The organism is Kitasatospora nipponensis (assembly GCF_039528135.1).
Lineage (GTDB): Bacteria > Actinomycetota > Actinomycetes > Streptomycetales > Streptomycetaceae > Kitasatospora > Kitasatospora nipponensis.
This window is the reverse complement of sequence record NZ_BAAALF010000186.1, coordinates 1-15,967: the sequence shown is the minus strand read 5'-3', so window position 1 is coordinate 15,967 and position 15,967 is coordinate 1. Positions and strand designations below refer to the sequence as shown.

Here is a 15,967-nt window from a genome sequence, read left to right as displayed (position 1 = left end):
AGCGCGCACTCGGAACCACCCTTGCCGCCGGCGCCCTCCTGCTGACCGTCGGCGCCCTGCCGGCCGGCGCCCAGGCCGCCGTCACCGGCCACGCCGTCTTCGTCGGCAGCACGTTCGCCAGCAACCCCGCCGTCTCGAACATCACCGCCGTCAACAGCGCCTACGCCCAGGCCGCGGCAGCGGGCTACACCACCGCGACCCAGTGCTCGCTGACGCACGGTCCGATCGCCACCCTGCTCACCCCGACCCTCTGGCACTCCAGCGCGCAGGTCACCTGCAACGCCTGACGAGCGAGGCCTGACGAGCGACTGCCGACGATCGGCGGACAGACCACGGGGTGGCCGCAGACCGGCCACCCCGTCGGAGCGCTCCGCTCCGATCCAGTCGGGAGGGGTCGAGCGCGGGTCCGGGGATTACGGAACCAAGCCGCGACGGATCGGTCGAACAGCAGACCTACGCTGACTACTGGCCACTACCGGATCCCTGTAGTAGTCGAGATCACATTCCCAAACCCCGGGAGGGGCCTTGCACAGGTTGCTCGGATGGGCAGGACGCCTGCCGCGCAAGCCGAAGCTGCAGTTCGCCGCACTGGCTGTCGTCGTCCTCACCTTGCTGTCATTCTTCGTCTGGGGCGACAATCGCGGCCCCTTCCACACGATCGACAGCACGGTGGCCGGCGAGACACTGCTGGGAGCGGACGACCGCACCATCACGCTCACCGCCGACTGGGGCCCCTGCAACTACCGGCCCGACCTCGTGGCACGCGAATCGGCGGACCACGTCGCACTGCTCCTGCGTCAGAAGGACTTCTCAGGACCTGGTGTCGGCTGCGACGGCGACGGCGGGACTGCACGCATCTCCACCAAGCTGGACACCGCGCTCGGGGACCGCCCGATTGTCGATGCCGTCACCGGGAAATCCGTCCAGATCTTCCCCGCCCAAAACCTGGCCGAGCCCGACTACCTGCCTTCGCGCTACCAGGAAGACACCAAGCCCAACCGGTACATGTACGGGCTGGTCAAGGCCCAGGACGCGTCCCCGCAGTACACGCGTGCGTTTCGCAACGGATCGAACGGCGGCCCGGCCCCACTCCTTATCACCCAGACAATAGGAAGCGGGGGTGCCACTGCCGGCACCGACCAGATCGACGTCCACGGACACCCTGCCTCGTTCAGTAATTCCCAAAGCGGATCAGCGAACACGGTCAGGACGCTCTCCTGGTTCGACGGGAAGTACCAGTACTCCGTGTCGACGACATCGCCGAACCAGCTGAGTGATCAGGAACTCTCCCGGATCGCCAACGGCCTCGTAGCGCCCGGCTGACGATCCACCGCCCCGGCGGCCTGACCTGGTTCGACGGCGAGATCGCCGCCACCCGCGACTGGCGCCGCCGGGCGCCGCCCCTGACGTGGCGTCACTGGACCTGTTCCGCGCAGGTCGGAAGGACTGTCGGACGCACCCTCAGGGCCACTCCAACCCGTTGTCGGTCCACGTGACCCCTTGGTGGCGGCAGAGGCAGAAGGGGTGACCGACCGGGTCGGTGTAGACCTGCCAGCCGTAGCCCTCGGGTCCGATGCAGTCCTTCTGCAGGGTCGCGCCGAGCTCGATGACGCGGCGCTGTTCGGGCTCGATCTCGTCCACTTCGAAGTCGAGGTGGTACTGCTTGGGGTGTTCGTCCTCGGGCCAGGTGGGAGGGCGGTACTCCTCCACCCGCTGGAAGGCCAGGTCGACCTCGCCGAAGGTGATGCCGGCCCAGTCGTCGTGGCTGCCCTCCATGACGGGGCGGCCGGTCAGCTCGGAGTAGAACGCCGCAAGCTTCATCGGGTCCGGGCAGTCGATGATGAAACCCAGGAGCTTTAGCATCAGGTGATCTTGCCACAGGGCAGGGTGCGGCCGACAGGGTTCGCTTCGCGTCGGGCGCGGGCGCGGGTGAGCGCGTTGTCGAGGCTCAGCGGGTGGCGGTCGACGGTGGACAGGGCGAGCATGGCGGCGGCCAGGGCGAACACGCAGTAGTGGAACTGGTCGGCGACCGGCAGCGAGATGGTCATCGAGATCCCGAAGGACGCCAGGAGACAGGCGGCGCCACGGGCCGCGTGTCGCAGCTGGAACCCGGACAACAGGGCCAGCGCGAAGCCGAGTTCGGCGATGGTGGCCAGCACCGCGAGGACCGGCGCCAGCGCCGCCGGCAGGAACGAGGCGACCTGCCGGGTGTACGAGGTGAAGTGGGCGAAGTCGCCCCACGTCACGCCCGGCGTGTCCGGCCCGCCGAAAGCGCCGAACCGGGCGCCGACCGAGAGCAGGAAGTCGGCCGCCATCAGGACGCGGACGGCGACGCCCGTCCCTGGATGCCGGCCGGACAGCGCGGCGAAGGCGCCGAGCGCCACCAGCACACAGACTCCGAACGCGTCGCTCCCCTGCGTGACGAACCAGATCGCCTGGACGGCGAGGGCCGTCCACAGGGCGGCGCGGGCGTAGGGCTTCACAGCGGGCCTCCAGGGGTGTCGGCCGGTACGGAGGTGTACCGGGTGGTCGCCTGGAGGAGGGGCTCGGTCGGTCAGGCGTTCCCTGTGAGGCCGATCACGGTCCTGCGATGACGGTCCTACTTCGCGAGCCGGCCCAGCAACGCGGAGGCGGCGATGATGCCCAGGACCGTGGAGAAGGCCAGGACGCCGAAGTCCAGCGGGAGGTGGGCCGGGGTGCCGATCAACAGGCCGCGTAGCGCGTCCACTTGGTAACTCAGCGGGTTGGCCTTGCTGACCGCCTGCAGCCAGCCCGGCATCAGGCTCACCGGGTAGAGGGCGTTGGAGCCGAAGAAGAGCGGCATGGTGATGGCCTGGCCGATGCCCATCAGGCGGTCGCGGGTCAGCACGATCCCGGCGATCGTCATGGAGAGACAGGAGAAGAAGGCCGAGCCGAGCAGGACGACCACCGCCACGCCCAGCAGGCGCAGCGGGTTCCAGGTCATCGCCACCCCCAGCAGCGCCGCGATCAGCACCACCACGACCGCCTGGATGACCGCCTTCACGCCGGCGGCGAACGCCTTGCCGGTCACCAGTGCGGCCCGTGGGGTCGGGGTGACCAACAGCTTGGTGAGCACCCCGGAGTCGCGCTCCCAGATGATCATGATGCCGTAGAAGATCGCGATGAACATCGCGGACTGCGCGATGATGCCGGGCGCGAGGTAGTCCAGGTAGGGGATGCCGCCGGTCGGGATGGCCCGCAGCCGGGTGAAGGTCTCGCCGAAGATCAGCAGCCACAGCGCCGGCTGGACCGCGCGGGTGTAGAGCTCGGTGCGGTCGTGGCGCAGCTTCTGCAGCTCGACGGCGCACATCGCCAGCACCCGGGCGGGCACCAGGCGCCAGCCCGTCCTGGCACGCGGCGGCACCAGCAGCAGGCCGAAGTCCGGCAGTGGCCGGACCGGCGCGAGCGCGCCGGCGGGCCCGGCAGCGGACGGCGCGGCGGGCGCCTCGCGGTCGTCAGCCGACGCGGGAAGCGGTGCGGCGGGTACGGCGGACATCGTTGAACTCTCCTTCCGGACCGTTGTCGTGGGCGAGGTTGCGGCCGGCGAAGTGCCGGAAGACGTCGTCCAGGGTGGGTCGCTCCAGCCGCGGATCCTGCTCGCGCACCTGGGCCTTGAGCTCCTCGGGGGTGCCCAGTGCGCGGATCCGGCCGCGGTCCATCAGGGCCACCCGGTCGCAGTACTGCTCGGCCTCGTCCATGTAGTGGGTGGTCACCAAAACGGTCATCCCGGTCGCGGCGCGGACCGCGTCGATGCACTCCCAGACGCTGGTGCGCGCGATCGGGTCCAGCCCGATGGTCGGCTCGTCCAGCACCAGCAGGCGCGGCGCGCTCACCAGGGCCTGGGCCAGCTCCAGGCGGCGCACCATGCCGCCCGAGTAGGTGCCGGCCAGCCGGTCGGCGACGTCCGAGAGGTCGACCGCGGCGAGCGCCTGGGCGACCCGCTCGGCCCGCTCGCGGCCCGGCACGTCGAAGACCCGCGCGAAGAGCGAGACGTTCTCGCGGCCGGTCAGGCCCGCCTCGGCGGAGAGCTGCTGCGGCACGTAGCCGAGCAGCCGGCGCACCTCCATCCGGCGCTTGGCGGTGTCGTGGCCGAAGACCCGGACCATGCCGGCCGGGACCGGCAGCAGGGTGGTGATCGCCCGGATCGTCGTGGTCTTGCCCGCGCCGTTGGGGCCGAGCAGGCCGAACACCTCGCCGGTGTGCACCGCGAGGTCCAGCCCGTCGACCGCCTTCGTCGGAACGGAGCCGGCCTTGCCGGCAGCACCCTTGGCCGAGCCGCCCTTCGCCGATCCGCCCTTGGCGCGGCCGAAGGAGTACTCCAGACCCTGGCAGACCACCGCCTCGGCGACGGTCACCCGGTCCTGAGCCGCTGCCGCTGCGGGTGCAGATGCAGGTGCAGGCGGGGTGGTGGGTGTACCGCGGTCCATCAGTCCTCCCCCTCGTCCTGGCCCCGCAGGCCGGCGGCCAGCCGGCGCAGCGCCGGCAGCGCGGCGGCCAGCGCCGCCTGGTCCACGGCGCTGAGCCCCTCGACCTGCTCGCGCACCAGCGCGTTGCGGTTCGCCTCCCAGGCGGCCAGCCGTTCGGCGGCCTCGGGGGTGGGCAGCAGCAGCGCGGCCCGGCGGTCGGCGGGATCCACCTCGCGGTGCAGCAGACCGGCCGCCACCAGCTGGTTGACCAGGGTGGAGACCGAGTTGCCGGCCAGGCAGAGCTCCTTGGCGGCGGCCGAGACCCGCAGGCCGGGGTTGGCCGCCACCAGGCGCAGCAGCTCCACCTGCGCACCGCGCAGGCGCGGCCCGGTCAGCCCCTGGCGCAGCCGTCTGCGGATCAGCCGCTGGGTGCCCGCCAGGGCGGCGGCCAGGTCATCGGTGAAGACGGGTTCGGGCATACCGTAATTTTAGCTCTCCATAAGAGCTATCTGTCCAGAGCCGATCTCGACGTCGACGTCGACGTCGATCTCGGACTCAGGACTCCGCACCCGCCGGGGGTGCGCTCTGCCAGCGCTCGAAGTCGACCTTCGGGTGGCCCGGCAGCTCCCCCCGGCCGGTCGCCCAGAGCAGGGTGGCCCAGCGGTCGGTCCCGGTCGGCGCCTGCGGGAAGAGCCGGGTCAGCGCCCGGTCGCAGAGATCGGCCGGCGGCTCCCAGACGAGCCCGAAGGCCGCGGCCACGTCCTGGGTGTGCGCCAGGATCTCCACCACCCCCATCGCGGCGAAGCCCCCGGGGTCCGCGACCCCGTAGGCGTGGAACGCCCGAACCTGCGGCGGCAGCGTGCGGAGCAGGGCGGCCAGCAGCACCGCGGCGACCTCCAGCACCTGCAGCAGGCCCGGGGCGCCCGCCGCCGGGTCGACGCCGATGGCGTTCGGCGGTCCCTGCGGCCGGTCGCGCTGCCAGCGCAGCGGCACGTAGCCGTCCAGCGGCGGCGTGCCCGGGGCGAGTTGGGCCGCATAGGCGAGCAGGCCGTCGGCCGTGTGCTCGATCGTCTCCCAGCGGGTCCAGTCCAGCGCGTGGGCCGGCAGCTGCCAGGTGGCGGCGTCCGCCGGCGCCTGGGCCAGCACGGTCAGCGCCGCGCGTACCGCCGCCAGGACGTCGTCGGCGGTCGCGGGGCCCGGCGGGGCCGTCGGGTCGGGTGTGATGATCATGATCGGCAGCGTACAAGCGACCACCCCGCCCGCCCCGGCGCGCACCCCTGCTCCCCACACCACCGCCCCTGCCCCACCCGCTACGACCGCGGCCCGCTCTCCAGTCGCTCGCGGGCCGTCTCGCCGCGCCGCCCCACCGGGACCACGCCGCTCGCCGCGGCCAGGCCGTACGGCGGCATGGCGACGTAGATGCTCTCGTAGCTGCCGGCCGGCACCACGAAGGTCTCGTGGAAGATGCCGACACCGCCCTGCGCCTCCCGGGCCCGGCGGTTGAACGCGGCCCAGGCCGGCCGGTGCTGTCGGCTCTGGTCGGCGGCGTAGGCGAGCAGCTTCTCCTGGGACTCCCAGTACTGGACGGACTCGATCACCCGGGGGAACCCCAGCCGCGTCCGGTGGCCGAGCAGCCCGCTCTGCGGGTCCTTCTCCAGCTCCGCGAGCATCTGCGGCATCGCGGCCGCGACCGGCCACCAACTGCGCAGCGCGCGGAACCGGTTGATCCGCATCCCGATGTGGAAGACGACGACCCCGCCCTGGTGATCGGCGGTGGTCCGGCCCTGGAGCGGTGTGGCACCCATGGCGAAAAGCCTCCTCGACGAGCCCGAGCAGCCGCCCTTATTGGGTAGCTGCACTATCCTATTAAGATAGTGGCACTATCCCAGGGAAGGGCGCAAGAGGATGCGACTGGCCGAACTGAGCGAGCGCAGCGGGCTCTCCACCGCGACGATCAAGTACTACCTGCGCGAGCAACTCCTGCCGCCCGGCACGCTGGTGAGCGCCAAGCAGGCCGAGTACGGCGAGGAGCACCTGCGCCGGCTGCGGCTGGTGCGGGCGCTGATCCAGATCGGCCGGGTGCCGGTCGCCACCGCCCGCGAGGTGCTGACCGCCATCCACGACGAGAGCCTCGACCAGAACACCCGCCTGGGCCTGGCCGTCGGGTCACTGCCGCCCGAGCCGCAGCCCGACGAGGACGACCAGGCGACGCACGCCGCGCGGCGCGAGGCCGAGGGCCTGCTGAGGACGCTGGGCTGGGAGACGTGCGACGAGGTCCCGCCGGGGCCGTACCGCACCCTGGTCGCGGCGCTGGCCATGCTGGCCCGGCTCGGCTACCCGTACGACCACGCGCACCTGGCGCCGTACGCCCGGCAGGCCGCCCAACTGGCCGTGCACGACCTGGACATGGTGCAGGAGTACCAGGCCCCACTGGAGCAGATCGAGGCGGCCGTCGCGCTCACCGTGCTGTACGAGCCGATCCTGCTGAGCCTGCGCCGGCTCGCCCAGGCCCACGAGAGCACCCGCCGCCACGGCGTGAGCCCCGAGTGAGCCCGGCCCGCGGCTAGCGCGTCGAGGTGGCGAAGGTGGCACCGCCTTCGTCGTCGAGCGCGAAGCAGTGCACCGCCACCGTCCGCCCGGCCGACCAGTGCTGGTCGACGGTCGCCACCAGCCGCCAGCCCAGGGCCCGGTAGAGCCGGACGGCCGCGGTGCCGGTGGTCACCACGTCGAGCACCGGCCGCAGCTCCCAGGCGCGGGCCTGGGCCACCGCGGCCGCGAGCAGCCGGGCACCGAGCCGCCCGCCGCGGGCTTCGGGGGCGACGAAGAGCCGGGCCACCGCGCCCGTACCGTCCGCCTCGCCGCCGAACCGCTCGGCCCACACCGCGCCGGCCGAGGAGGCGGCACCGCGGCAGAGCGAGACGTGCCCCAGCACCACCGGCGCGCCCGCGGGGGCGCCCGGGTCGGCACGGTCGCCGGGGTCGGCCGGGCCGGCACCGTCGGCGGGTGGGCCGAGGGCCACCCAGGCCGCCAGCTCGTCCGGGTCGCGGATCCAGCGCGCCGGATCGGCCGGCCAGTCCACCGGATAGCCGTCCGCCCGGTGCACGGCGGACAGCGCCGCCACGCAGCCCGCCAGATCCGCCGACTCCCGGCGCCGCACGGCCGTGCCGTCGTCCGATCGCCGCTGCGTCATGTCTCCCCCGAAGTCATCCCAGCCCTTCACCCGTTCAGCGCGAGCGCCAGCAACCCCGGGAAGCGGGCGTCGAGTTCCGCGCGCCGCAGCCGGTTGACCCGCTTGGCGCCCGCGTCGCGCTGTTCGATCACCCCGGCCGAGCGCAGTACCGCGAAGTGGTGGCTCAGCGCCGCCTTGCCGACCGGGACGTCGAAGCTTCCGCAGGCCCGCAGCCAGTCCGGCGACTGCGCCAGCTCACGGACGATCGACAGCCGCACCGGGTCGGCGAGCGCGGCGAACACCACCTGGACCGGCACCTGGTCGGGGTGCGTGTGGGTCGGCTCGACGCGGTGACCGGAAGTCATGTCCGTGCTCCTTCTGCTCTCCCCCGTTTCAGCTGGCCGGTTGCCGAGTGTTCGATGAAATACGTACACTCGGAACTGTTCGCTTCCCATTGAACACCAAGGCCAAGACTCCAGCGAGGTGTACCCGTCATGCGTGCGATCGTGGTGGAAGAATTCGGCGGCCCCGAGGTCCTGAAGCTCACCGAAGTCCCCGAGCCCGAGCCCGGTCCCGGCCGGCTGAGCATCGACGTCGCGTACGCCGGGGTGAACTTCGCGGAACTCAAGGCCCGTAGCGTCGGCTACCGGGTCGCCTCGCTGCCGTACCTGCCCGGGCTGGAGGTCTCCGGGCGGATCCGGGCCCTGGGCCCGGGCGCGGCGGAGTCCACCGGCCTGCGGGTGGGCCAGCCGGTGGCCGCGCTGATCGGCTCCGGCGGCTACGCCGAGGTCGCGCTGGCCGACGCCGACACGGTCTTCGCCCTGCCCGCCGGCCTCTCGCTGCGCATCGCCGCCACCCTGCCGACCGTGCTGCCGACCGCCCACGGCCTGCTCCACCGGGCCGGCCGGCTGCGCGCGGGCGAGAGCGTCCTGGTGCACGGCGCCGCCGGCGGCGTCGGCACCGCGGTCGGCCAGTTGGCCAGGCTCGCCGGCGCCGGCCGGATCCTCGGGGTGGTCTCCGGCGCCGCGAAGGTCGAGCACGCCCTGCGCAGCGGCTACGACGAGGTCTTCGTCGGCGACGAGTTCGTCGACGGCGTCGGGCGCGCCACCGAGGGACGCGGCATCGACCTCGCACTGGACTCCGTCGGCGGTGAGACCTTCCGGCGCACCCTGGCCGCGCTCGCCCCCTTCGGGCGCCTGGTCTCCTTCGGCAACGCGGGGGGCGAGCCCCCCTGGCAGGTCGGCCAGACCGACCTCTACCCGGGCCGCTCGGTGGCCGGCTTCTCCATCCTCCAGCTGTCCCAGAGCGCCCCCGCCGAGCTGCGCGCCCTGGCCGAGGAGACCTTCGCCCTGGTCGCCGCCGGCAGTGTGGAGCTGCCGGTCAGCGCCGAACTGCCGCTCTCCGAGGCCGCCGAGGCGCACCGCCTGATCGAGTCCCGCACCACCACCGGCAAGCTCCTGCTGCGCGTCGGCGACGACGACTGATCCCGCCTCAGGGGCCCGGGCGGCGCAGCGCCTGCACCAGCAGCCGCAGCACCGCCCGCGCGGCCGTGCGCCGCTCGGGCCGGCGGGACCAGACAGCGGGCAGCACCACGCCCACCAGCAGGGCGAGCAGCAGGAACAGGACGAGCAGCGGCACCATGACGGCCTCCGGGCGGATGGTGGAGCAGGTGGACGGATCGAGCGAGTGGATCGCCACCAATCTCGCCGATCCGGTGTTCGCCGCTGTTCAGCCGTACGAGGATGAACAGGTTCATCCGACCACGGCGGGAAGCGGGCCCAGGTGACCGGCACGGCTGCACAGGACCAACCAGCGCTTGGACAGAGCGTGTTGGCCGACCGGCTCCGCGAGCTGGCCCTGCTCGCCGACCTGACGGTCACTCAACTGGTCGCCCGCAGCCGGCTGGGCCGCACCACCGTCAGCCAGGCGCTCAACGGCTCCGCCGTCCCCTCCGAGCGAACCGTCCTGGCCCTCGCCCAGGCGCTGCGCACCCCGGCCGAGCCGCTGCTGCGGATGCGGCGCGAGCTCGCCTCCCCCGTCGACCGGCCCGCCGGGGCCGACCCGGACCGGGAGTTCGAGGAGCGCTACCGCCGCTACCTGGTCGGGCGGCACAGCCGGTTGGACATCATCGGCCTGGACCTCAGCCGCCCGGAGCGGGCCCGCTGGCCGCTGGACACCGCCTACCTGAGCCTGGAGCTGACCAGCACCCCGGAGTTCGGCCGGGGGCTGGACGGTGGGCGACCCGGGTCCGGTCCGCTCCGCGTCGAGCGGGCCGAGCAGGCCCTCGCCCGGAGCGACCGGGTGCTGGTCCGGGGGCATGCCGGCAGTGGGAAGACCACCCTGCTGCAGTGGCTCGCCGTGGCCACCGCCGGAGGCCGGCTGCCCGCCGAACTCGCCCGCCTGGACGCCTCCGTCCCCTTCCTGCTGCCGCTGCGGACCCTGGTCCGGCGCGGATCGCTGCCGGCCCCCGGGGAGTTCCTGGGCCACCTGGAGTGCCCGCTCACCGCGGCCCAGCCGTCCGGCTGGGCCGACCGGGTCCTGGCGGACGGGCGCGCGCTGCTCCTGCTGGACGGCGTGGACGAGGTCCCGCAGGCCGAACGGGAGCGCACCTACCGGTGGTTGGGCGAGCTGATCGCCGCCTTCCCGTCCTGCTTCTACGCCGTCACCACCCGGCCCTCGGCCGTCGAGGAGGGCCGGCTGGCCGACGAGCGGTTCAGCGAGCTGACGGTCCGCCCGATGAACGCGCGCGACGTGGCGGTCTTCGTCGGCCGCTGGCACACCGCCGCCCGGGCCGGCGCCGGAACGCCCGAAGAGGCCTGCTGGATCGGCACGTTGGAGGAGCAGCTGCAGGACACCGTGCGCGCCCAGCGCGACCTCGCCCAGCTGGCCACCACCCCACTGCTCTGCGCCCTGGTCTGCGCGCTCAACCGGGACCGCCGCGGCCACCTCCCGCGCGGCCGGATGGCGCTGTACGAGGCCGCACTCGCGATGCTGATGGTCCGCCGCGACACCGAGCGCGACATCACCGCCCCCGAGGGGGTGCGGCTCGACGAACGGCAGAGCGTCCAACTGCTGCAACGCCTCGCCTACTGGATGCTGCGCAACGGCCAGACCGAGGCGACCCGCACCGACGCCGAGCGGCAGATCGCGGGCGCGCTGCCGGCCATGCCGAACGTCGCGGCCCAGGGCGACGCGGCACGGATCCTCGACCACCTGATCGCCCGCAGCGGACTGCTGCGCCAACCGAGCGCCGACACGGTCGACTTCATCCACCGCACCTTCCAGGACCACCTGGCCGCCAAGGCCGCCGTGGAGGCCCGCGACTTCGGCCTGCTGGACCGGCACGCGACGGACGACCAGTGGGAGGACGTGCTGCGGATGGCCGTGGCACACGCCCGCCCCGACGAGGCCGCCCAGTTGCTGCTGCGGCTGCTGTCGCACGGTGAGCGGGTGAGCGGCCAGCGGATCCGGCTGCACGTGCTGGCCGCCGCCTGCCTGGAGCACGTCACCGAGCTGGCACCGGAGGTGCGGGCGCAGGTGGTGGAGCGGGTCGCCCGGCTGCTGCCACCACGTACGCTCTTCCATACGGAGCACCTGGCCGAGTGCGGGCCGATGGTGCTGGACCTGCTGCCCGATCCCCAGGCTCTTGACGACGGGCAGCGGGCGCTGGTCGCCAGGACCGCGTTGATCGTCGGCGGTGAGCCGGTGCTGCCGTTCCTCAAGCGCTTCCGCGGCGTGCCCGGCCGGGCGTTGTGGCAGGAGCTCGGCAACGGCTGGAACACCTGCCTCGTCGACCCCGGCGAGTACGCCAGGGAGATCCTGGCGCACTGCCCCGGCGAAGGCCTGGTCACCGCCGCAAGCGCTTCCCAGGTGGAACTCCTGCCACCGGCGGCGACCTTCCCGGTCCTGCGCTTCGACGGGACCTTCACCGGCCCGCAGCTGGCGGCAGCTCCGGGACTGCGGGACCGAAACGGCCTGGTGATCACCGGAAACGCGGGGCTGACCAGCCTCGAGGCACTGCGCGGCTGCCGCGCCACCCACCTGACGCTCATCGACTGCCCGCGCCTTCGTGACCTCTCCGCACTGGCCGACCTGCCGCTGCGGAGCCTCAGCCTCAGCAACATGCCAGTGGTCGAACTGGCTCCCCTGCGCCACCTGCCCGGCCTGAAGCAGTTCACCCTGCTGGGCATCGCGCACGACACGCGGCTGGCCGAGATCCCGGCACTGCCACAGGTGACTGTTCTCGCCCTGGGCGTGCAACGGACCGGCACCCTGTCCCTGCGGGGCATCGGCCGTTGGCAGTGCCTGCGACAACTCGTCCTTGGTACTGGCGCACACCCGGAGGACCTGGAGGAACTCACCGAGCTCACCGAACTGCGAGGGCTGGCGCTGCGCCATGCGCCCCGTCAGGGCAGCGGACCGTTCCCGGCGATCACGTCCCTGACCCTGGATTCCATCGCCGACGAGCTCTTCGAGACGATCGCCACCACCTTCCCCGGCCTGCGCCGACTGGTGTTCACCTCGAACGTCAGGAAGGCGCCCCTGGGCCTCGACCTCTCCCCCCTGCGAGCCCTGCCCGGGCTCGTCGTCGAGGTGCCCGAGGACCACCGGTTCAGCCGCCTGACCGGCTTGGCCCCCGGGCAGGTGGTGATCCGTCCCTCGCAGGACGGCCCCGCCACCCCCGTGGGCGGCGGGACCGTCAGCGGCGGCGAACCTCAGCCCTGGGTGACCGAGGCCAGGTAGCCGGCGGCCTTCTCCGGGTCGTAGAACCAGTTCTCGAAGTCCGCCGGGTTGTCGAACCCGTTGGCGAAGCGCTGGGCGACGGGCGGGAGTTGGCCGGCGGCGCCGATCAGGTTGAGCACGTGCTCCGGCGGCGGGGCGAGCATCGCGTTGGTCCACTTGGTGACGTGCTGGGCGGACTCCCAGTAGCGGTCGAAGGTGGACTGCAGGAAGTCGCGGTCGAACGGCTTGTCGCCGTGCGCCAGGATCGACTCCAGGTAGACGGCGGCGCACTTGGCGGCGTTGTTGGAACCCTGGCCGGTGATCGGGTCGTTGGCGACCACCACGTCGGCCACCCCCAGCACCAGTCCACCGCCCGGCAGTTCGCCGATCGGGTTGCGCACCACGGGGGCGTAGCGGCCGGCCAGCGTGGCGCCGGCGTCGGTCAACTCCACGCCGCGGGCACGGTCGTACTCCCACGGGGTGAAGGTCTTCATCAGCTCCAGGGTCAGCCGCAGGTGCTCGGCGGGGTCCTTGACGTCACCGAAGACGTCCAGCGGGCCGCCGGGGATGCCCTCCCAGAAGAGGATGTCGCAGGCACCGGAGACGGTCAGCGCCGGGATCACGAACAACTCGCCGACGCCGGGCACCAGGTTGCAGCGCACGGCCGCGAAGTCGTGCTCGGGGCGCGGGCCCAGGCCGTGCACGTAGGAGACCGCCAGCGCGCGCTGCGCCGTCTCGTACGGGGAGCGACTCGCGTCGCGGCCGAACATGGTGACCAGCTCGCCCTTGCCCGCCGCGACCAGCACCAGGTCGTAGGTGCGGGAGAAGTAGTCCAGGTCGGAGACGGCGACGCCGTGCACCACGACCTGGCCGCCGCGCTGCGCGAAGGTCTCCAGCCAGCCGGCCATCTTGATCCGCTGGTCGACGGACTGCGCGTAGCCGTCCAGTCTGCCGACCCAGTCGATCACCCGGGCCGACTCGGGACCGGTCACCGAGACGCCGATGCCCTCGACCCTGGGCGCCTCGTCCTCCCAGAAGTTCAGCCCCAGGGCCCGCTCGTGGCCCAGCGCCGTGTCGAACATGCACTGGGTGGAGAGCACCCGGCCGTCGCGCACCTCGTCGGCCGTGCGGTTGGTCATCACCGTCACGTCGTAGCCGTTGGACTGGAGCCCCAGCGCGAGCTGGAGTCCGGCCTGCCCGGCTCCGACGATCAGTATCCTGCGCATAGCTGCCTGCCTTCTCACGTGCTGGATCGATGAACTGTTGAGACCTGGGGGCCGCCGGGCGTCAGGCGTAGCTGGCGGCCGGCTCCTCGGCGAGGGCGTGCTCCACCAGGGTGGTCAGCACCTCGACGACGGAGTCGCGCCGGCGGGCGTCGCAGAGCAGCACCGGCACCCGGTCGGGCACCGCGAGCGAGTCGCGGACCGCCTGCGGGGAGTACACCGGGGCGCCGTCGAACTGGTTGACCGCCACCACGAACGGCAGCCCGCTGCCCTCGAAGTAGTCCAGCGCCGGGAACGAGTCGGCCAGCCGGCGGGTGTCGGCGAGCACGACCGCGCCGACCGCGCCGCGCACCAGGTCGTCCCACATGAACCAGAAGCGGCCCTGCCCGGGGGTGCCGAAGAGGTAGAGCACCAGGTCGGACTCCAGGCTGATCCGGCCGAAGTCCATCGCCACCGTGGTGGAGGTCTTCGCGGGCACCGCGGTGACGTCGTCCACCCCGACACTCGCCTCGGTCATCACCGCCTCGGTGGTGAGCGGGGGTATCTCGGAGACCGAGCGGACGAACGTGGTCTTGCCGACGCCGAAGCCGCCCGCCACCACGATCTTGGTGGAGGTGGCGGTGCCCTTCACCAGCGGGACGCCCGGCGGCAACGCCTCAGAGCTTGCGAAGTCCACCCAACACCCTTTCCAGCAGGTCCCGCTTCGCCCCGCCGGCCACCTCGCCGGCGCCGTCCAGCGCGCTCTCGTCGGCGGAGTCGGCGCCGTGCACCCGGATCCGCCCCTGGTCGGCCAGGTCACTGACCAGCACCTTCACCACGCCCAACGGGATCCGCAGCAGCGCCGAGATCTCCGCGATCGAACGCATCTGGCCACGGCAGACGTCGCAGATCGCGGCCAGCTCGGGCAGACTGCGGTCCGCCGGGTCGGCGGGCCGGTTGAGCGCCGAGACCAGCGTCTCGACCAACAGCACCCGGCCGAACCTGGTCCGGCCCCGGGTGATCGCGTACGGCCGCACCCGCGACGAACGCCCTTGCCCGGGACGGACGGTGTCGCTGCGCCGCCCGCGCACCGGGCCGCCGCTCGCGCCGGTGCCGATACCGCTGGTCCCGCTACTGCTACCGGCGGTGCCGGGCATGCGTCCCACCTCCTGAGGGCTCATCGGACGGCCATCGCCCGGTGGAGCTCGCTGCGCACCTGCGGTGTCAGCGCATGTCCGGCGCGCTCGACGAGCAGCGCCATCTGATAGGCGAGCACGCCCAGGTCACAGCTGAGCGTGGCGTAGACGCCGAGGCAGGACCCGTCGCTGATGGCCATCACCACCAGGTGCCCGTCGTCCATGGTCACCATGGTCTGCTTGACCCGGCCGTGCTCCAGGGCGCGCGCCAGCCCGCCCGCCAGGCTGGTCAACGCCGAGACGATGGCGGAGAGTTCGTCGGCGCGCGCGCCCTGCTGGGCGTCGGCCAGCAGCAGGCCGTCGGAGGACACCACGACGGCGTCCGCGACGCCCGCCACCGTGCCCAGGAAGTCGGCGAGCAGCCAGCGCACGTTCATCGCGCCCTGGCTGACGGGCGGCCCGGCCGGGCGGGTGGCCGCCTGCGCGGCGGCGGGCTGCGCGGCGGCGGGCTGCGCGGCGGCGGGCTGCTGCTGCCCGTACCCGTGGCCGTGCCCGTGATCGAAGGGGTACTGGGGGGCGGAGTCGAATCCGGTCATCGGTCCTGTCCCTCGGCGGACTCGCGGGCCGCCTGGCGCAGCCCGCTCTGGAAGCCGCCGAGTCTGCGGCGCAACTCCTCGGCGGAGGTGCGCGGACGGGGCGGGGTGGTCGCGGCGGGCCCGACCGCCGCGGCGGGTGCGCCGGCACCCTCGTCCACGGCGGAGGGCGCGGTGGACGCGGTGGAGGCGCTGGACGCGGGAACGGCGGTGGTGGCGGGCCCCGCGGCGGGCGCCGAGCGCTGCGGCAGGGCGTGGCGTGGGTCGACCGGCGCCGACTCCCCCTGGACCACGACCCGGCGCAGACCGGAGGTCGGCGTCTCACCGGTGCCCGGCAGGCCGGTGCCGCTGGGCACCCGGCGGGGCAGCCCGAGCGCGGTGACAGCGGCGGCATCGGCCGCCGGACGAGCCGGCTGGGCGGGGACGGGCGCGGTGACCGCGTCGGCGGTGCCGGCACCAGCGGTGACAGCGGCGGCATCGGCCACCGCCGTGGTGGTGAGGGCCATCGTGTCCTGGTCGGTGGCGGCGGCCTGCGGGGCCGGGGCGGGGCCCGCCAGCTCCCAGCCCGAGTCGTCCGCCTCCGCGGCCCGCGCGTGCTCGGCCGGCCCGTCCCCGGGTACCGGGAGCGACGCCTGCGCGGCGGCCCCGGGCGAGGCGGCCCCGTGCGGAGCCGCGGCAGCGGCGGCGGCGCTGATCGCCCCCGCGGCACCGGCCGGTT

Annotated in this window: 20 protein-coding genes and 1 pseudogene; 6 read left to right on the top strand and 15 right to left on the bottom strand. The window is 73.2% G+C overall.

Annotation, left to right across the window (positions count from 1 at the left end; all coding sequences use genetic code 11):
- Positions 1 to 287: hypothetical protein (locus ABD323_RS33330; RefSeq protein WP_344445799.1), on the top strand; the 287-nt coding region annotated here is incomplete at its 5' end.
- A gap of 238 nt (positions 288 to 525) precedes the next feature.
- Entirely contained in the window at positions 526 to 1,323 is a 798-nt protein-coding gene (locus ABD323_RS33325) for a hypothetical protein (protein WP_344445798.1), read from the top strand.
- 138 nt (positions 1,324 to 1,461) lie between these two features.
- On the opposite strand, the gene ABD323_RS33320 is transcribed toward ABD323_RS33325, so the two are convergent.
- From ABD323_RS33320 to ABD323_RS33290, 7 genes are all read right to left on the bottom strand, one after another.
- Positions 1,462 to 1,863, bottom strand: coding sequence for a VOC family protein (locus tag ABD323_RS33320; protein ID WP_344445797.1), 402 nt, complete (start codon positions 1,861 to 1,863; stop codon positions 1,462 to 1,464).
- Entirely contained in the window at positions 1,863 to 2,483 is a 621-nt protein-coding gene (locus ABD323_RS33315; RefSeq protein ID WP_344445796.1) for a hypothetical protein, read from the bottom strand. Before ABD323_RS33315 ends, ABD323_RS33320 begins: the two co-directional genes overlap by 1 nt.
- 116 nt (positions 2,484 to 2,599) lie before the next feature.
- Positions 2,600 to 3,517 (bottom strand): ABC transporter permease, encoded by a 918-nt coding sequence (locus ABD323_RS33310; RefSeq protein WP_344445795.1) that lies wholly within the window; start codon positions 3,515 to 3,517, stop codon positions 2,600 to 2,602.
- On the bottom strand, positions 3,477 to 4,448 hold the full coding sequence (locus tag ABD323_RS33305) for an ATP-binding cassette domain-containing protein (protein WP_344445794.1): 972 nt from the start codon (positions 4,446 to 4,448) through the stop codon (positions 3,477 to 3,479). The genes ABD323_RS33310 and ABD323_RS33305 overlap by 41 nt, the downstream gene beginning before the upstream one ends.
- Complete coding sequence (locus ABD323_RS33300; protein ID WP_344445793.1) at positions 4,448 to 4,906, bottom strand: MarR family winged helix-turn-helix transcriptional regulator; 459 nt, start codon at positions 4,904 to 4,906, stop codon at positions 4,448 to 4,450. Before ABD323_RS33300 ends, ABD323_RS33305 begins: the two co-directional genes overlap by 1 nt.
- A 76-nt stretch (positions 4,907 to 4,982) precedes the next feature.
- Positions 4,983 to 5,657: a hypothetical protein gene (locus ABD323_RS33295; RefSeq protein ID WP_344445792.1), complete on the bottom strand. Its 675-nt coding sequence runs from the start codon at positions 5,655 to 5,657 to the stop codon at positions 4,983 to 4,985.
- Positions 5,658 to 5,737: 80 nt separating this feature from the next.
- Entirely contained in the window at positions 5,738 to 6,232 is a 495-nt protein-coding gene (locus tag ABD323_RS33290) for a DUF4188 domain-containing protein (protein WP_344445791.1), read from the bottom strand.
- 100 nt (positions 6,233 to 6,332) lie between these two features.
- Between ABD323_RS33290 and ABD323_RS33285 the strand changes: the two genes are divergently transcribed.
- Positions 6,333 to 6,977 carry a MerR family transcriptional regulator gene (locus ABD323_RS33285; protein WP_344445790.1) on the top strand — a complete coding sequence of 215 codons (645 nt, stop codon included), beginning with the start codon at positions 6,333 to 6,335 and terminating at the stop codon, positions 6,975 to 6,977.
- 13 nt (positions 6,978 to 6,990) lie between these two features.
- Here the strand turns inward: ABD323_RS33285 and ABD323_RS33280 are convergent, their stop codons facing one another.
- Both ABD323_RS33280 and ABD323_RS33275 read right to left on the bottom strand, forming a co-directional pair.
- Positions 6,991 to 7,617 (bottom strand): GNAT family N-acetyltransferase, encoded by a 627-nt coding sequence (locus tag ABD323_RS33280; RefSeq protein ID WP_344445789.1) that lies wholly within the window; start codon positions 7,615 to 7,617, stop codon positions 6,991 to 6,993.
- A gap of 26 nt (positions 7,618 to 7,643) precedes the next feature.
- Positions 7,644 to 7,961, bottom strand: a complete 318-nt coding sequence (locus tag ABD323_RS33275; protein ID WP_344445788.1) for an ArsR/SmtB family transcription factor — start codon at positions 7,959 to 7,961, stop codon at positions 7,644 to 7,646.
- Positions 7,962 to 8,090: 129 nt separating this feature from the next.
- Here ABD323_RS33275 and ABD323_RS33270 point away from each other — a divergent pair, with 129 nt between their 5' ends.
- Positions 8,091 to 9,080, top strand: a complete 990-nt coding sequence (locus ABD323_RS33270) for a quinone oxidoreductase family protein (RefSeq protein ID WP_344445787.1) — start codon at positions 8,091 to 8,093, stop codon at positions 9,078 to 9,080.
- 7 nt (positions 9,081 to 9,087) lie between these two features.
- On the opposite strand, the gene ABD323_RS33265 is transcribed toward ABD323_RS33270, so the two are convergent.
- Positions 9,088 to 9,237 carry a hypothetical protein gene (locus tag ABD323_RS33265; RefSeq protein WP_344445786.1) on the bottom strand — a complete coding sequence of 50 codons (150 nt, stop codon included), beginning with the start codon at positions 9,235 to 9,237 and terminating at the stop codon, positions 9,088 to 9,090.
- Between ABD323_RS33265 and ABD323_RS33260 the strand changes: the two genes are divergently transcribed.
- Both ABD323_RS33260 and ABD323_RS33255 read left to right on the top strand, forming a co-directional pair.
- A complete protein-coding gene (locus tag ABD323_RS33260; RefSeq protein WP_344445785.1) occupies positions 9,236 to 9,382 on the top strand; it encodes a hypothetical protein in 147 nt (48 codons plus the stop codon). The genes ABD323_RS33265 and ABD323_RS33260 overlap by 2 nt on opposite strands.
- A gap of 44 nt (positions 9,383 to 9,426) precedes the next feature.
- Positions 9,427 to 12,339, top strand: a complete 2,913-nt coding sequence (locus tag ABD323_RS33255) for an NACHT domain-containing protein (RefSeq protein WP_425556249.1) — start codon at positions 9,427 to 9,429, stop codon at positions 12,337 to 12,339.
- Here ABD323_RS33255 and ABD323_RS33250 read toward each other — a convergent pair.
- From ABD323_RS33250 to ABD323_RS33230, 5 genes and pseudogenes are all read right to left on the bottom strand, one after another.
- Entirely contained in the window at positions 12,312 to 13,544 is a 1,233-nt protein-coding gene (locus ABD323_RS33250) for a styrene monooxygenase/indole monooxygenase family protein (protein WP_344445783.1), read from the bottom strand. The genes ABD323_RS33255 and ABD323_RS33250 overlap by 28 nt on opposite strands.
- A gap of 61 nt (positions 13,545 to 13,605) precedes the next feature.
- Complete coding sequence (locus tag ABD323_RS33245) at positions 13,606 to 14,193, bottom strand: GTP-binding protein (protein ID WP_344445800.1); 588 nt, start codon at positions 14,191 to 14,193, stop codon at positions 13,606 to 13,608.
- Between the two features lie 4 nt (positions 14,194 to 14,197).
- A complete protein-coding gene (locus ABD323_RS33240; protein WP_344445782.1) occupies positions 14,198 to 14,677 on the bottom strand; it encodes a DUF742 domain-containing protein in 480 nt (159 codons plus the stop codon).
- A 20-nt stretch (positions 14,678 to 14,697) separates the two neighbouring features.
- Positions 14,698 to 15,252, bottom strand: a complete 555-nt coding sequence (locus tag ABD323_RS33235) for a roadblock/LC7 domain-containing protein (RefSeq protein ID WP_344445781.1) — start codon at positions 15,250 to 15,252, stop codon at positions 14,698 to 14,700.
- Positions 15,249 to 15,967 (bottom strand): annotated as a pseudogene (locus ABD323_RS33230) (hypothetical protein); the annotation flags it as partial. The gene ABD323_RS33235 and the pseudogene ABD323_RS33230, both read right to left, overlap by 4 nt.